Here is a 19,015-nt window from a genome sequence, read left to right on the forward strand (position 1 = left end):
ATGTGTGCACCGAACTGTCGGTTTATGTTAGCTCTGACAGGGTTTGATTCAAACCTTTAATCAACTGTGCTAATAGATTCTGCAGTTGAGTATAGGCCGCAGGAGCGATTTTTCCTTGCTGGCATTGGCTAATTAACTGCTGACATAATGCGGCACCTGCGGCATTTTGCAATATCAGAAAACTGCCCTTAATGCGGTGTAATACCTGTGCACGGGCCGCTAGCGGCTGTGGTACCAGTGCAAGTTGTTGGCGGTCATGCACCATGGAATCAAGCAGCGTCACCACTAATTTGCGCACCATAATTGGGTCTTGATTACCCAATCGTAATAGTATTTCCCGCAGGTTATCGTAAACCGGTTGCTCTGTGGTCATAACGGTTTGTATGCGTAATACCCGCTCAATATCACTGAGTGTCACCGGTTTGGTCAGCCAATGGTCGATAACGATATTCCCAGGCCGGATACGGGTAAATTCTTGTACATCGGCCGAGCAAAGGATGATTTTTACCGCCTTAGACTGAGATGGGCGCTCTTGTCGGCGAATGATTCGCGCCAGGGTAAAACCATCCAGAGTGGGCATATTGTAATCGACAAACAGCACATCGAACGGTTGCTGAAAATGAGCGTGTAATAGCTGGCGGCCATTATCAAACAGCTCGGATTCAATACCAAAATGCCTGAGCTGTTGTTGCATCAATAGGAGGTTACTCGGGTGGTCATCAACCATCGCGACACGAAGAGGAGACCGGCATAACGTGTCTGTAATTTCTGTTGCGGGCCTCAGGATTGGCGGCGATACCGTCTCCATGGCAAGCAATAATTTGATGGTGACCACGGTGCCTTTATTCAGCTCTGAGGCTAGGCTGATAGTGCCATTCATTCGGTCAATAAGCTCTTTGCAGATCGATAAACCCAAACCACTGCCTGGGATCATCAGATTGTTGCTGCTCTCAACCCGATAAAAGGGCTGGAACAGGTGGGGTATTTCCGCAGCGGCTATTCCGCAACCACTGTCCTCCACCTGCAATATCAACTCTCCTTGCCCTTCGTGCTGCGGTTGCCACGCCATCCGAACATTAATTTCGCCTTGGCGGGTAAACTTAATGGCATTGTTAATTAGATTGTTCATGACCTGAAGTAAGCGACCGCCATCAAGCAGAACTGTTTCAGGTAAGTTATCACTGTAACTGACATTTAAGGTTATCGGCCGCATACCCAACAGCGGTTGATAAACCGCGCGAATATGATTAATCCAAGGAATCAACGCAGTAGGTTGTGGTAAAAGCTGTAACGAGCCAATTTCCAACTTGGCATAATCTTGTAGGTCATTGAGTAGACTTAATAACGATGATGCTGAGCTGTAAATAACGGGCAAATTACCCTGCGCGATAGTGTTTTTTTTAAGCTCCAGTTCCAACAAACCAAGGATGGCATTCATTGGTGTTCGTAGCTCATGGCTGATAGTTGCCAGAAATTTACTTTTCATCTGATTAGCGGTTTCGGCTTGCAGGCGCGCCTGTTCCAAGACTTCTCGCTCACGTCGCTCTTTGCGCCGCTGAATAAAACGGCGGACCATCACCACCAAGAGCAGTATCAATAGCCCGCCAAGGGCGCTAAACAACCAGGTGGCAGGGGGCATCATGCGATTTTCATTTACCGCATCAATAATATTGCGAGGATCGGATACCCATTCATCACGCAGTGATTGTAGGGTGGCGGGGGGGATTTGTAGCAAGTTTTTATTGAGAATCGACAGCAGTAACGGTGAATGTTGGGCGACGCCAAAGGCCAGTGGATAAGCAATGTTATCTGCCGCAAATGCCAGTTTGATGACCCCGGAATAGCGGGAAAGAACCATAAAATTGGCGGAGATGACATTATCAATCAACCCGTCCAACTGCCCATTAGCCAGTGCATCATACATTGCCTTACGGTTAGCAAAGACAGTGGCCAAGGTCTGGGGGGGGATCAGTTGCTGACCTAAATCCCCTTCCACCACACCGAGACGCTTGCCAGATAGATCTCCCCACGTTGAGACGTTATGGGTGAACGCGTTGGTATACACCCCCCACAAGGCACGGTGAATGGGCATCGAGCTGTCATATTGCGCTTTGAAACCACCGGCTAGCGGCAGTAAAGCCCGCATCATGGCCCTATTTTGTTGCACCAGTTGATCGGCCAACCGTGGGTTACTGCTCCAGACAGGCGAAAATTGCAGGCCAGTATTTTGCGCAATGGTATTGAGAATATCGACAATATAGCCGCGTGGTTGTTTATCGCTGCCACGATAAGTAAAGGGATAGTCATCATCGATGGCGGCGTAATACACCACGGGATGGGCCTTAACCCATTCTTGCTCCATGCGGGTAAGATCAGCATTACCGGTATCGAGATAGCTGGGAATTTTTTTACTCCAGCGGCCCTGAATGGTATTAAGAACGTCCATAGGGACGTTGCTGATAACGTGATCAAGCGTCTCTATCAATGCCGGATTGGTTGCCGCAAACACCAAAGAGATACTGCCGGGCTTTATATCATTCTCAACCTGATAAATTTGCCCCAGTTGCAGTTGATCAATAATAAAGCTGGCACTGGTTTCATCGGCAATAAAGTAGTCATTAAGGCCGTTTAATAAGGAGTAAATGGCTTGCAGATTATTATCAAACAGCTGGTTATGCGGGGTTTTATTCTGAATTTCATCGACCAACTGCATACCGGCCATTTTACTAATAGCAATGCGCGCATCAGCCGAGTTTAACATTACATGACGGCTATTTTGGCGGCTACGTAACACCAGTAACTTACTGACATAGTAAGGTTTTGATATATATAAGTTGGGATTTAATGCGCTGCGAGGTAAACCAAACAGTAGGTCGATATCACCTTGTTTTAATGCCTGATTCAGGGTTGTGGCGTCGGAGAAGCCTATTACCTCCACATTGGCCCCGGTTGCTTGCTTAATATAGTTAAGGTAATCGGCATTCAGACCGTACAGGTCACCATCGACAATAATATTATACGGGCTCACATTGTCGTTGAGGATGCCAACCCGCAAAGTGGCATTACGCCATGGATTATTAGGTGTGATAAACGGTGTGCTGGCCGGTATGTTCAAGCTGCTAACTAAATTGTAGTGCAAAGTAGATGTCGCTTGTGCGGGTAGCAGCAGGCAGAATTGGACAATGAATAGCAATACTAACCCGCATTTTCTCATGGTTGTAGCTCGTTAAATACGGCAATTAATGCCAGTAAATTTGCTGCACCGGTTTTATTGAGAATATTTTTCTTATGTGTGCTGACAGTTTTATTGCTGATATTCAGTAACTCAGCAATATGTAAATTAGAATGGCCTTTACTGAGTAATCCCAATATTTGCAGCTCTTTCTGGGTTAAATGGTATTTTTCATCGTTAGGTGTGGAGCTGCTATCCAGCGTACTGGCGGGGAATACTCGTTGGCCGGCAATAACGGCATCAATGGCTTGCAATAGGTTATCCATCGGCTGCCCTTTATGCATAAAACCCTGTGCCCCAGCGGAATAAGCCATTTTGGCATAAACCTCTTCTTCCTGGGCGGTGTAAATCATGATGGACTGCTGTGGATAGTGGCGGCGGATTTTGCGTAAAAACTGCAAACCGTCAAGCTGTGGCAAACTGATATCCAAAATTAACAGATCAAAGTGATATTCCGCCAATAAGACCAATGCCTGCTGGTCATCAGCAGCGCAATGCAGATGATAACGTGGTGTCGCGCGCATCAGTGCGGCTTCAAGGGCAACATGCACCACGGGGTGATCATCAACTAACAGTAACCTAGGCATAAACCGTATTAACCTTTAGGGATAAGAGGGGGGTGATAACCGAGTATGACTCTTATTAATGATTTTATAACAAATAACAATCCAGATAAAAATTGATGGCTTCATTCAATAAGTTGATACCTAATCGAGTAAACCGCATTATTGCTGTTTATCTGCACAGAACACCAAATGTAATAAAGTAGATTTACAGCGTTCAATTCACCAGCTAGATTGGTTCAACTAGATTGGTACCGATAGACGTTGTGCGATGACCGTCACAAGACTTAATGGAAGAACTATGAATTACCTGAATGATGACCTACGGATTAATGAAATTAAGGAACTCCTGCCCCCTGTTGCTTTGTTAGAGAAGTTTCCAGCCAGTGAGAACGCAGCAGAGACGGTATCCAAGAGCCGCACAGCTATTCATAACATCCTGCGTGCCCAAGACGACCGTTTGTTGGTTGTCATCGGTCCATGCTCTATTCATGATACCCAAGCGGCCAAAGAGTATGCGGCCCGTTTGCTAACCCTGCGTGAAGAACTGCAAGGCGAGCTTGAAGTGGTGATGCGGGTTTATTTTGAAAAACCGCGTACCACGGTGGGTTGGAAAGGTCTGATTAACGATCCGCATATGGATGCTAGCTATGACATCAATGACGGTCTGCGTATCGCGCGTAAGTTATTGTTAGATATCAACGAGAGCGGGCTGCCAGCAGCGGGTGAGTTTTTGGATATGATAACCCCGCAGTATTTGGCTGACCTGATGAGCTGGGGGGCCATCGGCGCCCGTACCACTGAATCTCAGGTTCACCGTGAGCTGGCTTCAGGTCTGTCTTGCCCGGTTGGGTTTAAAAATGGCACCGATGGCACTATCAAGGTCGCTATCGATGCCATTAATGCGGCTAGTGCACCGCACTGCTTCCTGTCAGTGACCAAATGGGGTCATTCAGCGATTGTAAATACCGCCGGTAACGACGATTGTCATATTATTCTGCGTGGTGGCAAAGAGCCAAACTACAGCAGTGCTCATGTTGCTGCGGTTAAAGAAGGGCTGAGTAAAGCGGGCCTGGAACCACAGATCATGATCGATTTCAGCCATGCTAATAGTAGCAAGCAATTTAAAAAGCAGATGGACGTCAGTAAAGATGTCTGCAACCAGATTGCTCATGGTGAAAAATCGATTATGGGCGTGATGATTGAAAGTCATTTGGTGGAAGGCAATCAGAATCTGGAAAGTGGCGAACCACTGACTTACGGCAAAAGTGTCACCGATGCGTGTATCGGCTGGGAAGACACCGAAACGGTATTACGTGAGTTAGCAGATGCCGTCAAAGCGCGCCGCCAATAATAGCGAGCAGGCAAATAAAAACCCCCGGCATTGATCATGTTCGGGGGTTTTTTAATGGTGCTAATCAGGGATGATTACTTCGCTTTGCCTTGGTTAGCAACAGCGGCGGCTTTAGCCGCGATTTCATCAGCGTTACCCAGATAGTAGCGTTTGATTGGTTTGAAGTTTTCATCAAACTCATACACCAAAGGTACGGCAGTTGGGATGTTCAGCTCAAGAATTTCATCTTCGCTCAGGTCATCCAGATATTTTACCAATGCTCGCAGAGAGTTACCGTGGGCGGCGATAATGACTCGCTCACCACTGACAATGCGGGGTTTGATCACTTCATTCCAGTAAGGAATAACGCGTTCGATGGTCAGCGCCAGGCTTTCTGTGGTTGGCAGTTCTGCATCGGTAAGTTTTGCGTAACGTGGGTCATTACCAGGGAAGCGCTCATCGCTTTTTTCCAGCGCAGGTGGGGTGATAGCAAAACCACGACGCCACAATTTAACTTGCTCGTCGCCATACTTGGCCGCAGTTTCTGATTTATCCAGACCTTGCAGTGCGCCGTAATGACGCTCATTCAGTTTCCAGGTTTTTTCCGTTGGCAGCCAGGCCTGATCCAGTTCATCCAGCACACTCCACAAGGTGTGGATAGCACGTTTCAGTACTGAGGTATAAGCAAAATCAAACGCGAAACCTTCGTCTTTTAACAGCTTGCCCGCCGCTTGTGCTTCTCCACGGCCTTTCTCAGATAAATCAACATCATACCAACCGGTGAAGCGGTTTTCATTGTTCCACTGACTTTCGCCGTGTCGTACCAGAACCAGCTTAGTTACTGCCATAGCGTTAACTCCTTTAATGTGAAACTCAATCTCTATACCCCTCGGACTTGAAGACGCTGTCTAACCACGCAATTACCTGAGGGTATAGATTAATATTCAATGATAACTATTATCATTATATTGCGGGATTGCCGCCAACAGCAATGGTTTGTGTTTAACCATAGCCAATTTTTTAGCGGAAGTTAAGCTCATTGGGGTTCCCTCGCTTACCGCCTTCCTGGATCTTGATATTTATTAGGTATCGGTTTATATCCAATTAAAAGAGGGGTACTAAATACCCCTCCGGCTGCGGGGATTAGGCGGCTTTCTTCAGGCAGGTACTCATAAAGGTTTTTCGCTCATCACCTTTTAACGCTTTGGTCGCTGCGTCGGCATTGCAGCTTTTCATTTTCTGCTGTTGTGGCGTCAGGGCTTTTTCATCGGGATGAATCTGCGCTTTCAGGCACTGACTCATAAACTTCTTCCGATCATCGCCTTTCAGTGATTGGGTCGTTGCCTGCTGATTACAGTCAGTCATCTTCTTCTGTTGTGCGGCCTGAGCGGGTGACGGTGTTTTCGCCGTATCTGCTGCCATCACATTGACACTAATCAGTAATCCCGCACAGAGTAACCATAGGGTAGTTAGGCGCATAAACATTCCTTAAATAATATTGAGGGTCGGAAAGGGCGGGAAACAGGTCAGTATCACCGCAGATAGATGCTGTTAAGCGTAGTCGGCAGTGCTCAATATGGGTAGTTATCCCCGTCATCTTTCAAACAGCGTTCAAATCGGTTCCCGACCGATTTGTCACCCGAATCACTGACCTATGTCAGCTCATCGGGATCTCGTCTTCCTGCATCTTGAAATCTGTTGGGTATATAGCTTTATAGCGCGATAAAGTGATAAACCGTGGTGGCGCGGTAGGTTTTCCCCGGTTTTAGCCAGCAATCAGGTTGTGGCCATTCGGGGTGGTTAGGGCTATCAGGTAGGAATTCACTTTCCAGCGCTACGCCGGTGTAGCTGGCGTAAGTGCCCCCTTTGCGGGCCGGTGTTCCGCCAAGGAAGTTGCCACTATACAACTGCAACGCAGGTGCGGTGGTATAAACACTCATTTGTACCCGGTTATCAGATGACCACAGATGAGCCGCCGGGCTTTCCGTTGCACCGCAAGTACGATGGAGCAGGTAAGCATGATCATAGCCTTTAACCCGCTGCTGACAACGGTCTTGCAGGAAGTCGCGTGCCAATGTTTTTGGTTGTCGGAAATCCATACCGGTTTTCTCAACATTAGCCAATCCGCCGCTTGGGATCCCCTCACTATCAACCGGTAAGTAACGATCCGCAAATAGCTGCAACCGATGCGCCCGTACGTCCAGCCCTTCACCATCAAGATTAAAGTAAGCATGATTGGTCAGATTCACCGGACAGGTTTTATCGACCTGAGCCTGATAGTGGATCTCCAATCGGTTATCTTCCGTCAACAGATATTGCACTTCGGCGGTCAGATTACCGGGGAAGCCCTGATCACCATCAGGTGAGTGCAGTTGATAAGTCACCTGCCTCTCATCCTGCTTAACCTTTTGCCAGCGGCGAGCATGGAAACCTTCATGACCACCATGCAGTTGGTTAGGTCCCTGATTAGGTAACAGATTGAGGGTTTGACCCTCCACCGTGATTTGGCTGTTAGCAATACGGTTGGCATAGCGGCCAACGGTGGCACCAAGATAAGCGGCTTGACGTAGGTAGTCTGCGGGAGTCTGGCAGCCCAGCAATAGCTCGCGCTTTTCGCCATCGGTCAGCGGCAGGACCGCAGATAGCCAGGTTGCGCCCCAGTCCATCAGCGTTACACTCATACCGGCTTTATTATGCAATTCGGTCAATTCAAAGGGGTGACCATCTGGTGCTAACTGGTCAACACTGCTTGATGATGCAGCGTCGTTTTTCAGCATAAACCCGCTCCTTGTGAAGCCTGACATACGTAGAAGGTCTCTTTCCTACCGCCGCTATGAGCCGGATACTCCTGGGCTACGGCTGCACGAACCTGCTCAACCAGCGACGTTGGCATCAGTGCGACAATGCAGCCACCGAACCCCCCGCCAGTCATACGAACACCACCTTGCTCCCCAATAACGGATTTCACAATATCCACCAAGCTATCGATCGGCGGAACTGTGATCTCGAAGTCATCACGCATCGAAATATGAGACTCCTGCATCAATTGCCCCATCAATTTCAAATCACCGGAGGCCAGGGCATCAGCTGCCGCTAGCGTGCGTTCGTTTTCGGTAATTACATGGCGTGCACGCTTAGCGACGACGGGATCCAGCTCATCCTGAATAGAGAAGAACAGGGTTGGATCCACATCACGCAAGGCTTTAACACCAAAGAAACGGGCGGCAGTTTCACATTGCTGGCGGCGGGTGTTGTATTCGCTATCAACCAGACCCCGTTTCACATTGGAGTTAATGATGACGACCGCAACGTTTTCCGGCATTGCCACGGCACGGGTTTCAAGGGTACGGCAATCGATCAGTAGTGCATGATCTTGTTTACCCAGCGCTGAAATGAGCTGATCCATAATGCCGCAGTTACAGCCAACAAACTGGTTCTCTGCCTCTTGCCCATTTAGCGCCAGATCGACACCGCTAAGGGGCAATTGATAAAGAGACTGCAACGCTTGCCCGACCGCGACCTCAAGTGATGCTGAAGAGCTGAGACCGGCACCTTGTGGCACATTGCCACTGATCACCAGATCTGCACCACCAAAATCGGCATGGCGCAGTTGCAAGTGTTTCACGACGCCGCGCACGTAATCCGCCCAGCGGTATTCGGCATGTGGGACGATTGGCGCATCCAGTGAGAATATATCCTGCTGATTTTCATAATCAGCAGCAATAACACGAATCTGGCGGTCATCACGTTTGCCACAACTGATGACGGTTTCATAATCAATAGCACAGGGCAGCACGAAACCGTCGTTATAATCGGTGTGTTCGCCAATAAGATTGACGCGACCCGGCGCTTTGATAGTGATGTCAGGTTCTTGATTAAACTGTTGGCGAAAAATAGCCTGGGTATGCTGTTTTAAACTCATTATTTGACTCCGGCTTCTCGATAATGAACATCACTTACTGCCCGCAGGTGTTCAGCCGCCTGTTCTGCTGTAAGGTCGCGCTGGGTTTCAGCCAACATCTCATAACCCACCATAAATTTACGTACCGACGCCGAACGCAGCAACGGCGGATAAAAATGAGCATGCAATTGCCAGTGTGTGTTGTCGCTTGCGTTATACGGTGCGCCATGCCACCCCATCGAATAGGGAAAAGAGCACGAGAACAAGTTGTCGTAGCGGCTGGTCAGCTTTTTCAGGGCAATGGCGAGACAACTGCGTTGTTCCACAGAAAGGTCTTCTAACCGCAGCACATGGGTCTTGGGCAGTAATAATATTTCAAACGGCCATGCTGCCCAATAGGGCACTACCGCCAGCCAGTGCTCGGTTTCAACTACCGTCCTGCTGCCGTCACGACGCTCACGTTCAGCATAATCGACCAGCATGGGGGACTGATTTTGCTGAAAATAGTGCTGTTGCAGGCTGTCTTCCCGTGCCGCTTCATTTGGCAAAAAACTATTGGCCCAAATTTGGCCATGGGGATGCGGATTTGAGCACCCCATCGCCGCGCCTTTATTTTCAAATACCTGCACCCATGGGTAGGTTTGGCCTAATTCGGCACTCTGTTGCTGCCAGGTCTGAATAACATCTTCCAACGCAGGCAAAGAGAGTTGCGGCAGCGTCTTACTGTGGTCAGGTGAGAAGCAAATAACCCTGCTGGTGCCGCGCGCACTTTGGCTCCGCATCAAGGGATCATCACTTTGCGGCGCATCAGGTGTATCTGGCATCAGCGCGGCAAAGTCATTGGTAAACACATAGGTTGATGGATAGTCAGGATTGACATCGCCGGTCACCCGAGTATTACCAGGGCACAAGAAGCAATCAGGGTCGTGCGCCGGTAAATTCTCCGTCGCCGGGGCCTCTTGCTGGCCTTGCCATGGGCGCTTGGCCCGATGAGGTGAGACCAGCACCCATTGATCACTTAATGGATTGTATCTACGGTGTGGATGCTCCACAGGGTTAAAATCAGTCATAACAACACCTTAATCGGGATAGCCCTGAGGATTATTGGATTGCCAACGCCAGGTATCTGCCGCCATTTCATCAAGCGAGCGGTGTACCCGCCAACCCAATTGTGCGGCAGCTTTGCTCGGATCTGCCCAGTAAGCCGGTAAGTCACCTTCGCGGCGCGGGGCAAAATGGTAGGCCAGCGGCTTGCCACACGCCTTGCTGAATGCCTCGACCACTTGTAAAACACTGCTACCCACGCCGGCACCCAGATTGAAAATATGCACGCCAGGCTGATTGTGTAGTTTTTTCATCGCCGCCACATGGCCATCTGCTAAATCGACCACGTGAATATAATCGCGTACCCCGGTGCCATCAGGTGTCGGGTAGTCATTACCGAATATGGCCAGCGATTCACGACGACCAACGGCAACTTGTGCAATAAATGGCATCAGGTTATTCGGGATACCTTGTGGGTCTTCACCCATGGAGCCTGACGGATGTGCGCCAACGGGATTGAAATAGCGCAGAATGGTCATATTCCATTGTGGGTCAGCCAGTTGCACATCTTGCAAAATTTGCTCAACCATCAACTTGCTACGGCCATACGGGCTGGATGGCAAGCCGGTCGGGAAGCTTTCGACATACGGAATTTGTGGCTGATCACCGTAGACCGTGGCAGAGGAACTGAAGATAAAGTTTTTGATCTGTGCAGCACGCATGGCCTCCAGCAATACTAAGGTGCCGAAGACATTATTATTGTAATATTCCAGTGGCTTACTGACCGACTCACCCACGGCTTTCAGGCCAGCAAAGTGAATGACTGCATGGATAGACTGCTCAGCAAATATTCGGTCGAGTAAAGCGCGGTCACGGATGTCACCTTGATAAAGCTTCGGTGTATAGCCGCTAAGGGCATGTATCCGGGCTAATACGCTGGATTTGCTGTTGCAAAGGTTATCGAGGATGACCGGTTGGTAGCCAGCTTCAATCAATTGCACACAGGTATGGCTACCGATGTAACCGCTACCACCTGTTACCAGAACGTACATAAAAGACTCCTCGAATGACTTTAGTCTAAGAAAGATAGCACGCCATTATGTGAGAAAAGGTGATCTGCGCTCAATAATGGAATCGTTTACATTTAAATTTCTCCCAGTTTAATCCCAGTAAAAGCATAAAGACAGGGGAATAAGCAAGGATAGGCAAAAACAAGAGATAAATAACAGTCACCACATAGATAACTGGATTGGTAGCGTTCTCATCCATTAATTCAGCAGAAATGTCCTGCCTGTTATGCACCGCCCGATTCCAGTTAAGAATGCTAGCCTCGGGTCGGTAGATAACAGGGTAGATAAAGATTAGTGCGATGAATAAAGAGGATAAGTGAAGAACAATAAATGCATCAAATTCAGGGCGAAGTGAAAGGCAACCGCCACCCATAAACGACCACTCCACAGCCATGCCAGGCCGTAAATTAACCCTGCCAATGCGGCGAACACCATCAATAGCGGGCCGCCTGCAATATGTGCTGCGCCAAATAATAGGGCGGTGAGCAGTAGGGCCGGATAGTTACCCAACCACTGACTTAACCTTTGTTGCAAATAGCCACGAAACAGTGCTTCTTCTGCCAGACAAACAAAAAACACATTAGCGACCACAAAGGAACCTATCCATGCTGGGGTTTGCATCTCAATTTTCAGGCCGCCTAAGGCAACAGCCAGCAACAGCAATGCAGGGATACTGACAATCAATACCAGCCAGCTTGCACGGCTCACTGATGGATGCTTTTTCGCGACAAATAAGGTTGGCAGGCAAACCAGTAAAATAAAAGGTATTAATGCTTTATCAAGATTGTAATACAGGCTGAAGGGTGCGCTGAGTGGCCCTGTCTTCACGTCTTTCAATACATTTAGATTATTAAAACCGGGTACCAGATGCAGAAACAGTGCGATTGCTGCCATCACCAGCAGCAATTCCAGTGCGACGGCCGGCCATTTCCGGTGACGATATTTTTTCAGTAGTAGTGCCACAATCAATGTTAGAAGCAAGAATGCGGCCGATGGTAGAGTCAAAACACCGTGATACAAGGCAATTGACAGTGACGACAGCAAGAGAAACAGGGAAAGTACCCGGTTAATTGATAAGAAAAGTAACGAAGCAGCAAGTATGCCCCACATAAATATCCCTTTAATGTTATGCCCGTCATCTTTCAAATCGCAGGTGCGGTGGCCGCTTGATTCGCTCGGCTTATAGGGCTATACCCCTTTTGAGACTTAGCCTGCGGACTCACGTACATGCAGTTCAAATCGGCTTATGAGCGCTTTGTTTCTTGCGGCTGGCCTGCACCTGAAATTTATAGGGTATAAATCCTGATGGTGGCTGAATATGTTAAGTTTATCGCCGGCTCTGATAGGGGCTGGCAGTAAGAATGATAGCATAAGCCCCCGCCAATAAACGCCGCTTCCGTTGAGGATAGCTCTCATTATCCTCAACGAAATGCCTGAAGAGTTTTAACCTGCTAACTTTTCCTGTTGGTAGTGATAAATATCGCCATCAGGAACAAAGGTCAGACGGTGGGTAATGCACTGTGGTGCATCTTCAGCATGGTGAGAAACGAATAACAGTTGCGTGTCACCCTCACTGATCATTACATCAATAAAACGCCGTACCAATAGGCGATTAAGCGGGTCCAAACCCTGCAAGGGTTCATCAAGAATCAACAGTGCAGGATGCTTAACCAGTGCTCGGGCGATCAGTGCCAACCGCTGTTGTCCCCAAGAGAGACTGTGGAAGGGCTGATTAGCGGTCACGGCGGAAAAACCGAGTAAGTCTAACCATTGATTGGCTAATTGTTGTTGGCGATCAGACACTGCCTGATAAATACCGATTGAATCGAAAAAACCGGAGAGAATCACGGTACGTAGATTGGTGCTGACGCGGTAATCCAGATGCAAACTACTGCTGACATAACCAATATGGCGTTTAATATCCCAGATAGTTTCCCCACTGCCACGGCGGCGGCCAAACAGTGTCAAATCATTACTGTATCCTTGCGGATGGTCGCCAGTAATCAGGCTGAGTAAGGTTGACTTCCCAGCACCGTTTTGGCCAATAATTTGCCAGTGTTCACCGGGATTAACCTGCCAACTCAGGTTATGAAGAATAGGGCGGTCATTGTATTCAACCACGCCATTACGCAAGATAATTAGTGGCTTATCTGGTGCGAAAGGGGCCTGCTGTTGCGGGTGTTCTGTTTCTGGCAACAACATACCATCAAGGTTTTCACTGTGCGCCAGTTGGGCAATCAATGCCTCGGAAAGTATCTGCTGGCGGGGGCCAGTATGGGTTAATTGGCAATCTGCCAGCACACCGACGTATTGCACAAAATCAGGGATATCATCAAAACGATTTAGTACCAGCACCAGCGTGACACCTTGTGCTGAAAGGGTGGATAGCATACCAGCCAACTGCGTGCGGGCTGTCACATCCAGACCATCAAAGGGTTCATCCAGAATCAACAGATCCGGTTGTGGCATCAGCGCTCGGCACAGCAATGTTTTGCGGGTCTCACCAGTAGAAAGATATTTAAAGCGACGCGAGAGTAACTGGCTGATACCAAACTGCTCTGCCAACTGCTGACAACGTTGCGGATCAACGTATTCTTCCTGAATGATCTCTGCGGTAGTACGCCCGGTATCGTCTTCATCTGCGCTGAGTAAATCAGTGTTATTGCGCTGCCACTCTTCGCTGACTAACTGCTGAAGTTGCTCGAACGACAAATGCACGCTGTGGCGAAAATGGTTGTGGCGGCTGCCGCTCAACAGGATTAATTCCCCTGCTAATGCCTTTGCCAACGCGGATTTCCCGCTACCATTGGCACCGACAAATGCCCAGCTATCACCCGATTGAACATGCAATGCTGGCAGGATGAGTGTCCGGGTGTCACTCAGGCGAAAACAACCTTGCGATATTTGCAACTCCGACATCATTCTTTCCATATTTTGCAACACAATAAGGGGGTTAGGGATAATCGGAAAGGGGCAAAATGTCAACAGTAAATACTAAGGTTATTTTGCATAACTAAGCTGAATTATTTAGCAAAGTGTAGCGATAATGACCCGATCTGCATTGAATTGGGCAATAACGTGACTACCAACATGCAAATTCAGCTTATGTAATTCGCTATTGTTTTGTGTCGAACACAAGCTGGCTCCCCCAGTTAAGGTCACGATAACTTCACTGTGATCGCTGCCGGGTTCAATACTGGCCACGGTGCCGGGCAGAGAGTTATCAGCAGCCCCCGCCAGTGCCTGATTAGTAACCAGTTTTACCCAAGGGGCTTTGATCAGTGCCAATACTTCTTTGCCCGCCGAAAGTTGCAAGCGATCAGCACTCTGTTGAGTGAGTGCCGCAGATAACCGGGTTTTGCCGTCTGATAATAGGATATTGACGTGTTGTTGAACCTGCTGATGATCCCGCTCAATCAGGGTGCCGAAAAATTGATTACGGGCGCTGGTTTGTAAAGAGAAGCGCGAAATAGCTGCCAATAAACTATCGAGTGGCAGCGAATCATCTTTCAGCGTGTCAAATGCCTTTTGCTGGATCTTGGCGAGCAAATCATAAAGTTGAATTAAACGCTCGCCGTAACGAGTCAGGTGCGCGCCGCCACCGCCTTTACCACCTGTTGCCCGCTCAACCAATATTTCCTCGGCTAAGGTATTCATTTCGTTAATCGCGTCCCAGGCACTTTTATAGCTAATCCCAGCCAGTTTTGCGCCCTGGCTGATGGAACCGGTATGCTGTATTTGTTTCAGTAATGCGATACGCCGGGGATCAGCAAACAGCCGTTGCTGAAGTTTTAGGGTAAGAAGAATTTCAGCCTGCATGATTTTTTACTCCGGCGGGAAAGGATTATTGCTATCTAAGTGCTTGTATACACCTGAATCGCACGTTTGGCAGGTTACATTCTTTTGCTGTTAGTTAAAATAACAGGGTTCATTCATCGCTGATATAATTTACAGTAAATGATAGATCCTAGTTATTGTGATAACGTAAGTTATCGCTCAATGAGCAGTAATGAGAGGCTGATATGTTGGATTTATTGAAAAGTCTGGTCTTTGCCGTGGTCATGGTACCGGTGGTGATGGCCGTGATTCTGGGGCTTATCTATGGACTGGGCGAGGTGTTCAACGTCATCTCTAAGACCGGTCACACCAAAGAACGCTCTTAATCTGATTTCTGAATGCCCGGCACATAGACGCTGGGCATTTTCGTTTTTCTCCCTCATTTCCTCCACTCCCCCACTTGTTACCACAGCTCAAGATACCTCACATCTTGCCGATAAACTGCATGACCTGCTTATAATGTTGCGTTATATTCCCATGTATATAGCGATTTCATTAATGCGGAGAACAACATGAAGAATCAATACGGTAACGCCAAGGTTTGGGTAGCGAGTGCAACACTGCTGGCAGCATTTTCCGGCACCACGTTAGCGGCGGACAACATTACAGTGTTTGCTGCGGCTTCATTGACCAATGCATTACAAGATATTGCCGTACAGTATAAAAAAGAGAAGCAGGTTGATGTTGTTGCGTCGTATGCTTCATCTTCAACGTTGGCACGCCAGATTGAGCAGGGCGCACCGGCTGATATGTTTATTTCTGCCGATCAGCAATGGATGGATTATGCTATTGATAAACAGCAAATTGTTGCCAATACTCGCTACACCTTATTAGGTAATGAACTGGTATTAATTGCTCCGCAAGACAGTAAAATAGATAAAGTCGTAATCGATAAAAAAACCGACTGGAAGAAATTATTGGATGGTGGCCGTTTGGCGGTGGGCGATCCTGATCATGTTCCTGCTGGGATTTATGCCAAAGAGTCACTGGAGAATTTAGGTGCCTGGTCAACTTTAGCCCCTGAAATGGCGCGGGCCAATAACGTGCGCAGTGCAATGGCACTGGTCGAACGGGCAGAAGCGCCGCTGGGTATTGTCTATGGTTCAGATGCGATAGCCAGTAACAAAGTTAAGGTTGTGGGGATATTCCCGGAAGCAAGTCATAAGCCGGTTGAATACCCGATGGCAATTGTTAAAGGTCATGAAAACCCGACCGTGAGTGCTTTTTATGATTACCTGAAAAGCCCAGCAGCGGCGGTTATTTTCAAAAATTATGGATTTACCCCACGCTAATGATATTGAGTGAGTATGAGTGGCAGGCAATTATTCTTAGTCTGAAGGTTTCAGCGGTTGCGGTGGCGTGCAGTTTGCCGTTAGGCATTTTAATGGCGTGGATTTTAGTGCGCTGCCGTTTTCCCGGTAAATCGTTGTTAGACAGTATTATTCACTTACCACTGGTGCTGCCACCCGTGGTGATTGGCTATTTATTGTTGATAAGCATGGGGCGGCGCGGTTTTATTGGCGAGTGGCTCTATAGCTGGTTTGGCATTAATTTCAGTTTTAGTTGGCGTGGTGCGGCGTTAGCCTCGGCGGTGGTGGCCTTTCCGCTGATGGTGAGGGCTATCCGGCTGGCGTTGGAAGCAGTTGATACGCGTCTGGAACTGGCGGCCCGCACGCTAGGAGCCAATCCGTGGCGGGTGTTTTTCACCATTACGTTACCGCTCTCTTTACCGGGGGTGATTGCTGGCACCGTGCTTTCTTTTGCCCGTTCACTGGGGGAGTTTGGGGCGACCATCACTTTCGTCTCCAATATTCCCGGTGAAACCCGCACTATTCCACTGGCAATGTACACACTGATTGAAACCCCTGGGGCGGAAGCTGCTGCTGCGCGTTTGTGTGTCATTGCCATTATTCTGTCGTTGGTGGCGTTGCTATTATCCGAATGGCTGGCCCGCTGGGGTAAAAAACGCATGGGGGCACCATGTTAGAGCTGGATTTCAGTCAGCAACTGGGCGATTTGGATTTACGTGTTTCCACCAATCTGCCCGCCCAAGGTATCACCGCTATTTTCGGGTTGTCGGGGGCCGGTAAAACCTCATTAATTAATGTTATTGGTGGCCTGACCCGTCCGCAGCAAGGCAAAGTGGTGTTAAATGGCCGGGTGCTGGTGGATGCCGAGCAGCAAATCTATCTGCCACCGGAAAAACGCAAAGTCGGTTACGTATTTCAGGATGCGCGCTTATTTCCCCATTATCGGGTGCGGGGCAATTTACAATACGGCATGGCCCCGTCAATGCGTGGGCAATTTGACACAATTGTCGGTTTGCTGGGTATCGAGCCACTATTAAGTCGTTTCCCACTGACCCTCTCTGGCGGCGAGAAACAGCGTGTTGCTATTGGGCGCGCATTATTGACCGCCCCCGAACTGTTGTTGATGGATGAGCCACTGGCCTCTCTGGATTTGCCCCGCAAACGTGAGCTGCTGCCTTATCTGGAGCGGTTGGCGCAAGATGTTAACACCCCTATTTTGTATGTTAGCCACAGCATGGATGAGATCCTGCGGCTGGCAGATCAAGTGGTGGTTATGGATGGTGGCAAAGTCCGCGCGGTCGGCGGGCTGGAGGAAGTGTGGGCCAGTAGTGCATTGCGCCCGTGGCTGCAACGGGAAGAACCGAGCAGCATACTGCGGGTCAGTGTCATTGGTCACCACGACCGCTATGCCATGACCGCGCTGGCGTTAGGTGATCAGCGCTTGTGTGTGGGTAAGCTTGATGCGCAAGAGGGTAGCTCAATGCGTATTCGGATTAATGCAGCCGATGTTTCGTTGGTATTACAGCCACCGCAAAGCAGCAGTATCCGTAATATCTTGCCGGTAAAAATTGCCGAATGCCTTGAGGTGGATGGGCAGGTCGATGTCAAACTCGCGGTTGGTGATCAATGGTTGTGGGCGCGGATCACGCCGTGGGCACGGGATGAATTGGCGCTTAAACCCGGTCAGTGGGTGTATGCACAGATAAAAAGTGTCTCATTTAACCGCAAGAATTGAGGGCGATAACCGCTGGGTTCACCCGACGATAAAACGCCCGTCAGCCGGGCGTTTTTTACTATCAAGCCAGGACATGCTGGCGGATGACGCCAGCAATACCGGGTTGTTCGTTATCGGCAATCACCAGGTCAGCCCGCTGTTTGATAGCATCGGCGCTATTCCCCATCGCCACTCCCAAACCAGCGCTTTCCAGCATGCTCAGGTCATTAAAGTTATCACCAAAGGCAACCACATCTTTCATGCTCAAACCCTGAGATTCAACCCATTGCTGTAGCCGCTTACCTTTGCTGTTACCCGCCTGTGCGATATCAACTTGATCATGCCATGACCATTCGCAAGCCAACCCCATGTCATTCTCAATCTGGGTTGCGAGCGCTCTCAGTTGCTCAATATCCGAGTGTGAAGTGGCGAATTTCCAGATAGAACTGGCAGTGTGAGCAGCATCAAGCAAGCTATCAACGTGGAGTAGCGTTGGGCGCTGAGCGGGTGGTAATGACTCAGCCCAACTGAGTGAGCGAATCACATGCCCGCTGGTTTGCTGATAGAGCATGGCATCGTCCACATACATTAGCCCGTGGATACCGGTTTGCTCCAGCAACTGCAACACCTGAACCGCTTGTTGAGGCTGCAAGGGGTTTGAATCTAATACCTTTTTGGCATGGTAATCATAAATATAGGTACCGTTACAGCAAATTGCAGGTGTATCAAGTTCTAGTGCCTGATAAAACGGGTGAATAGCAACATGATGGCGGCCGGTCACCACTACCACTTTGATGCCTTCAGCACGGGCTTGCGCCAGTGCGGACAAGGATTCTGGCAGAATACGTTTTTTGTGATCCAGTAGCGTTCCGTCTAGATCCAGTGCAATTATGCGATAGGTCATGGCAGCAATAGTCTCGTTAATAAGGGCATTAATAGTATGGTTACATAGTATTACCCGATGGTACACCGGATGGCGGGTTGATTAAACCAAGCCTGGGAGTGGGTAGC

At 48.9% G+C, this 19,015-nt stretch carries 17 protein-coding genes; 5 read left to right on the forward strand and 12 right to left on the reverse strand.

Features of this window, described 5'->3' with window-relative positions; genetic code table 11:
* Positions 1 to 22: 22 nt before the first annotated feature.
* Together ACWJJO_RS07280 and ACWJJO_RS07285 are read right to left on the reverse strand one after the other, a co-directional pair.
* A complete protein-coding gene (locus ACWJJO_RS07280) occupies positions 23 to 3,214 on the reverse strand; it encodes an ATP-binding protein (protein WP_481090862.1) in 3,192 nt (1,063 codons plus the stop codon).
* On the reverse strand, positions 3,211 to 3,819 hold the full coding sequence (locus ACWJJO_RS07285; RefSeq protein WP_481090863.1) for a response regulator: 609 nt from the start codon (positions 3,817 to 3,819) through the stop codon (positions 3,211 to 3,213). The genes ACWJJO_RS07280 and ACWJJO_RS07285 overlap by 4 nt, the downstream gene beginning before the upstream one ends.
* Before the next feature lie 277 nt (positions 3,820 to 4,096).
* On the opposite strand from ACWJJO_RS07285, the gene aroG reads away from it, so the two are divergent.
* Entirely contained in the window at positions 4,097 to 5,149 is a 1,053-nt protein-coding gene (gene aroG / locus ACWJJO_RS07290) for a 3-deoxy-7-phosphoheptulonate synthase AroG (RefSeq protein WP_481090864.1), read from the forward strand.
* 74 nt (positions 5,150 to 5,223) lie between these two features.
* Here aroG and gpmA read toward each other — a convergent pair whose 3' ends face one another.
* The 9 genes from gpmA to modE all read right to left on the reverse strand — a co-directional run bounded on the left by gpmA (position 5,224) and on the right by modE (position 14,962).
* Positions 5,224 to 5,976, reverse strand: a complete 753-nt coding sequence (gene gpmA, locus ACWJJO_RS07295; RefSeq protein WP_083159566.1) for a 2,3-diphosphoglycerate-dependent phosphoglycerate mutase — start codon at positions 5,974 to 5,976, stop codon at positions 5,224 to 5,226.
* 295 nt (positions 5,977 to 6,271) lie between these two features.
* Positions 6,272 to 6,607 (reverse strand): PsiF family protein, encoded by a 336-nt coding sequence (locus tag ACWJJO_RS07300; RefSeq protein ID WP_481090865.1) that lies wholly within the window; start codon positions 6,605 to 6,607, stop codon positions 6,272 to 6,274.
* 233 nt (positions 6,608 to 6,840) lie between these two features.
* A complete protein-coding gene (galM, locus tag ACWJJO_RS07305) occupies positions 6,841 to 7,905 on the reverse strand; it encodes a galactose-1-epimerase (RefSeq protein WP_481090866.1) in 1,065 nt (354 codons plus the stop codon).
* On the reverse strand, positions 7,899 to 9,050 hold the full coding sequence (gene galK / locus ACWJJO_RS07310; RefSeq protein ID WP_083159560.1) for a galactokinase: 1,152 nt from the start codon (positions 9,048 to 9,050) through the stop codon (positions 7,899 to 7,901). Before galK ends, galM begins: the two co-directional genes overlap by 7 nt.
* Positions 9,050 to 10,099 carry a galactose-1-phosphate uridylyltransferase gene (gene galT, locus ACWJJO_RS07315; protein WP_481090867.1) on the reverse strand — a complete coding sequence of 350 codons (1,050 nt, stop codon included), beginning with the start codon at positions 10,097 to 10,099 and terminating at the stop codon, positions 9,050 to 9,052. The genes galK and galT overlap by 1 nt, the downstream gene beginning before the upstream one ends.
* A gap of 9 nt (positions 10,100 to 10,108) precedes the next feature.
* On the reverse strand, positions 10,109 to 11,125 hold the full coding sequence (gene galE / locus ACWJJO_RS07320) for a UDP-glucose 4-epimerase GalE (protein WP_372568873.1): 1,017 nt from the start codon (positions 11,123 to 11,125) through the stop codon (positions 10,109 to 10,111).
* Positions 11,126 to 11,434: 309 nt separating this feature from the next.
* Positions 11,435 to 12,253 carry a CPBP family intramembrane glutamic endopeptidase gene (locus ACWJJO_RS07325; protein WP_481090868.1) on the reverse strand — a complete coding sequence of 273 codons (819 nt, stop codon included), beginning with the start codon at positions 12,251 to 12,253 and terminating at the stop codon, positions 11,435 to 11,437.
* A 333-nt stretch (positions 12,254 to 12,586) separates the two neighbouring features.
* On the reverse strand, positions 12,587 to 14,062 hold the full coding sequence (gene modF, locus ACWJJO_RS07330; RefSeq protein WP_083159552.1) for a molybdate ABC transporter ATP-binding protein ModF: 1,476 nt from the start codon (positions 14,060 to 14,062) through the stop codon (positions 12,587 to 12,589).
* Between the two features lie 108 nt (positions 14,063 to 14,170).
* Entirely contained in the window at positions 14,171 to 14,962 is a 792-nt protein-coding gene (gene modE / locus ACWJJO_RS07335; RefSeq protein WP_442847995.1) for a molybdenum-dependent transcriptional regulator, read from the reverse strand.
* 203 nt (positions 14,963 to 15,165) lie between these two features.
* Here modE and ACWJJO_RS07340 point away from each other — a divergent pair, with 203 nt between their 5' ends.
* The 4 genes from ACWJJO_RS07340 to modC all read left to right on the forward strand — a co-directional run bounded on the left by ACWJJO_RS07340 (position 15,166) and on the right by modC (position 18,025).
* A complete protein-coding gene (locus tag ACWJJO_RS07340; protein WP_083159548.1) occupies positions 15,166 to 15,306 on the forward strand; it encodes an AcrZ family multidrug efflux pump-associated protein in 141 nt (46 codons plus the stop codon).
* Positions 15,307 to 15,492: 186 nt separating this feature from the next.
* Positions 15,493 to 16,272, forward strand: a complete 780-nt coding sequence (modA, locus tag ACWJJO_RS07345) for a molybdate ABC transporter substrate-binding protein (RefSeq protein WP_083159546.1) — start codon at positions 15,493 to 15,495, stop codon at positions 16,270 to 16,272.
* Positions 16,272 to 16,967 carry a molybdate ABC transporter permease subunit gene (modB, locus tag ACWJJO_RS07350; protein WP_032907071.1) on the forward strand — a complete coding sequence of 232 codons (696 nt, stop codon included), beginning with the start codon at positions 16,272 to 16,274 and terminating at the stop codon, positions 16,965 to 16,967. Before modA ends, modB begins: the two co-directional genes overlap by 1 nt.
* Positions 16,961 to 18,025: a molybdenum ABC transporter ATP-binding protein ModC gene (gene modC, locus ACWJJO_RS07355; protein ID WP_481090869.1), complete on the forward strand. Its 1,065-nt coding sequence runs from the start codon at positions 16,961 to 16,963 to the stop codon at positions 18,023 to 18,025. The genes modB and modC overlap by 7 nt, the downstream gene beginning before the upstream one ends.
* Before the next feature lie 61 nt (positions 18,026 to 18,086).
* Here modC and ACWJJO_RS07360 read toward each other — a convergent pair whose 3' ends face one another.
* Positions 18,087 to 18,908, reverse strand: a complete 822-nt coding sequence (locus ACWJJO_RS07360) for a pyridoxal phosphatase (RefSeq protein WP_083159542.1) — start codon at positions 18,906 to 18,908, stop codon at positions 18,087 to 18,089.
* Positions 18,909 to 19,015: the final 107 nt, after the last annotated feature.

This window comes from Yersinia antarctica, from assembly GCF_056636475.1.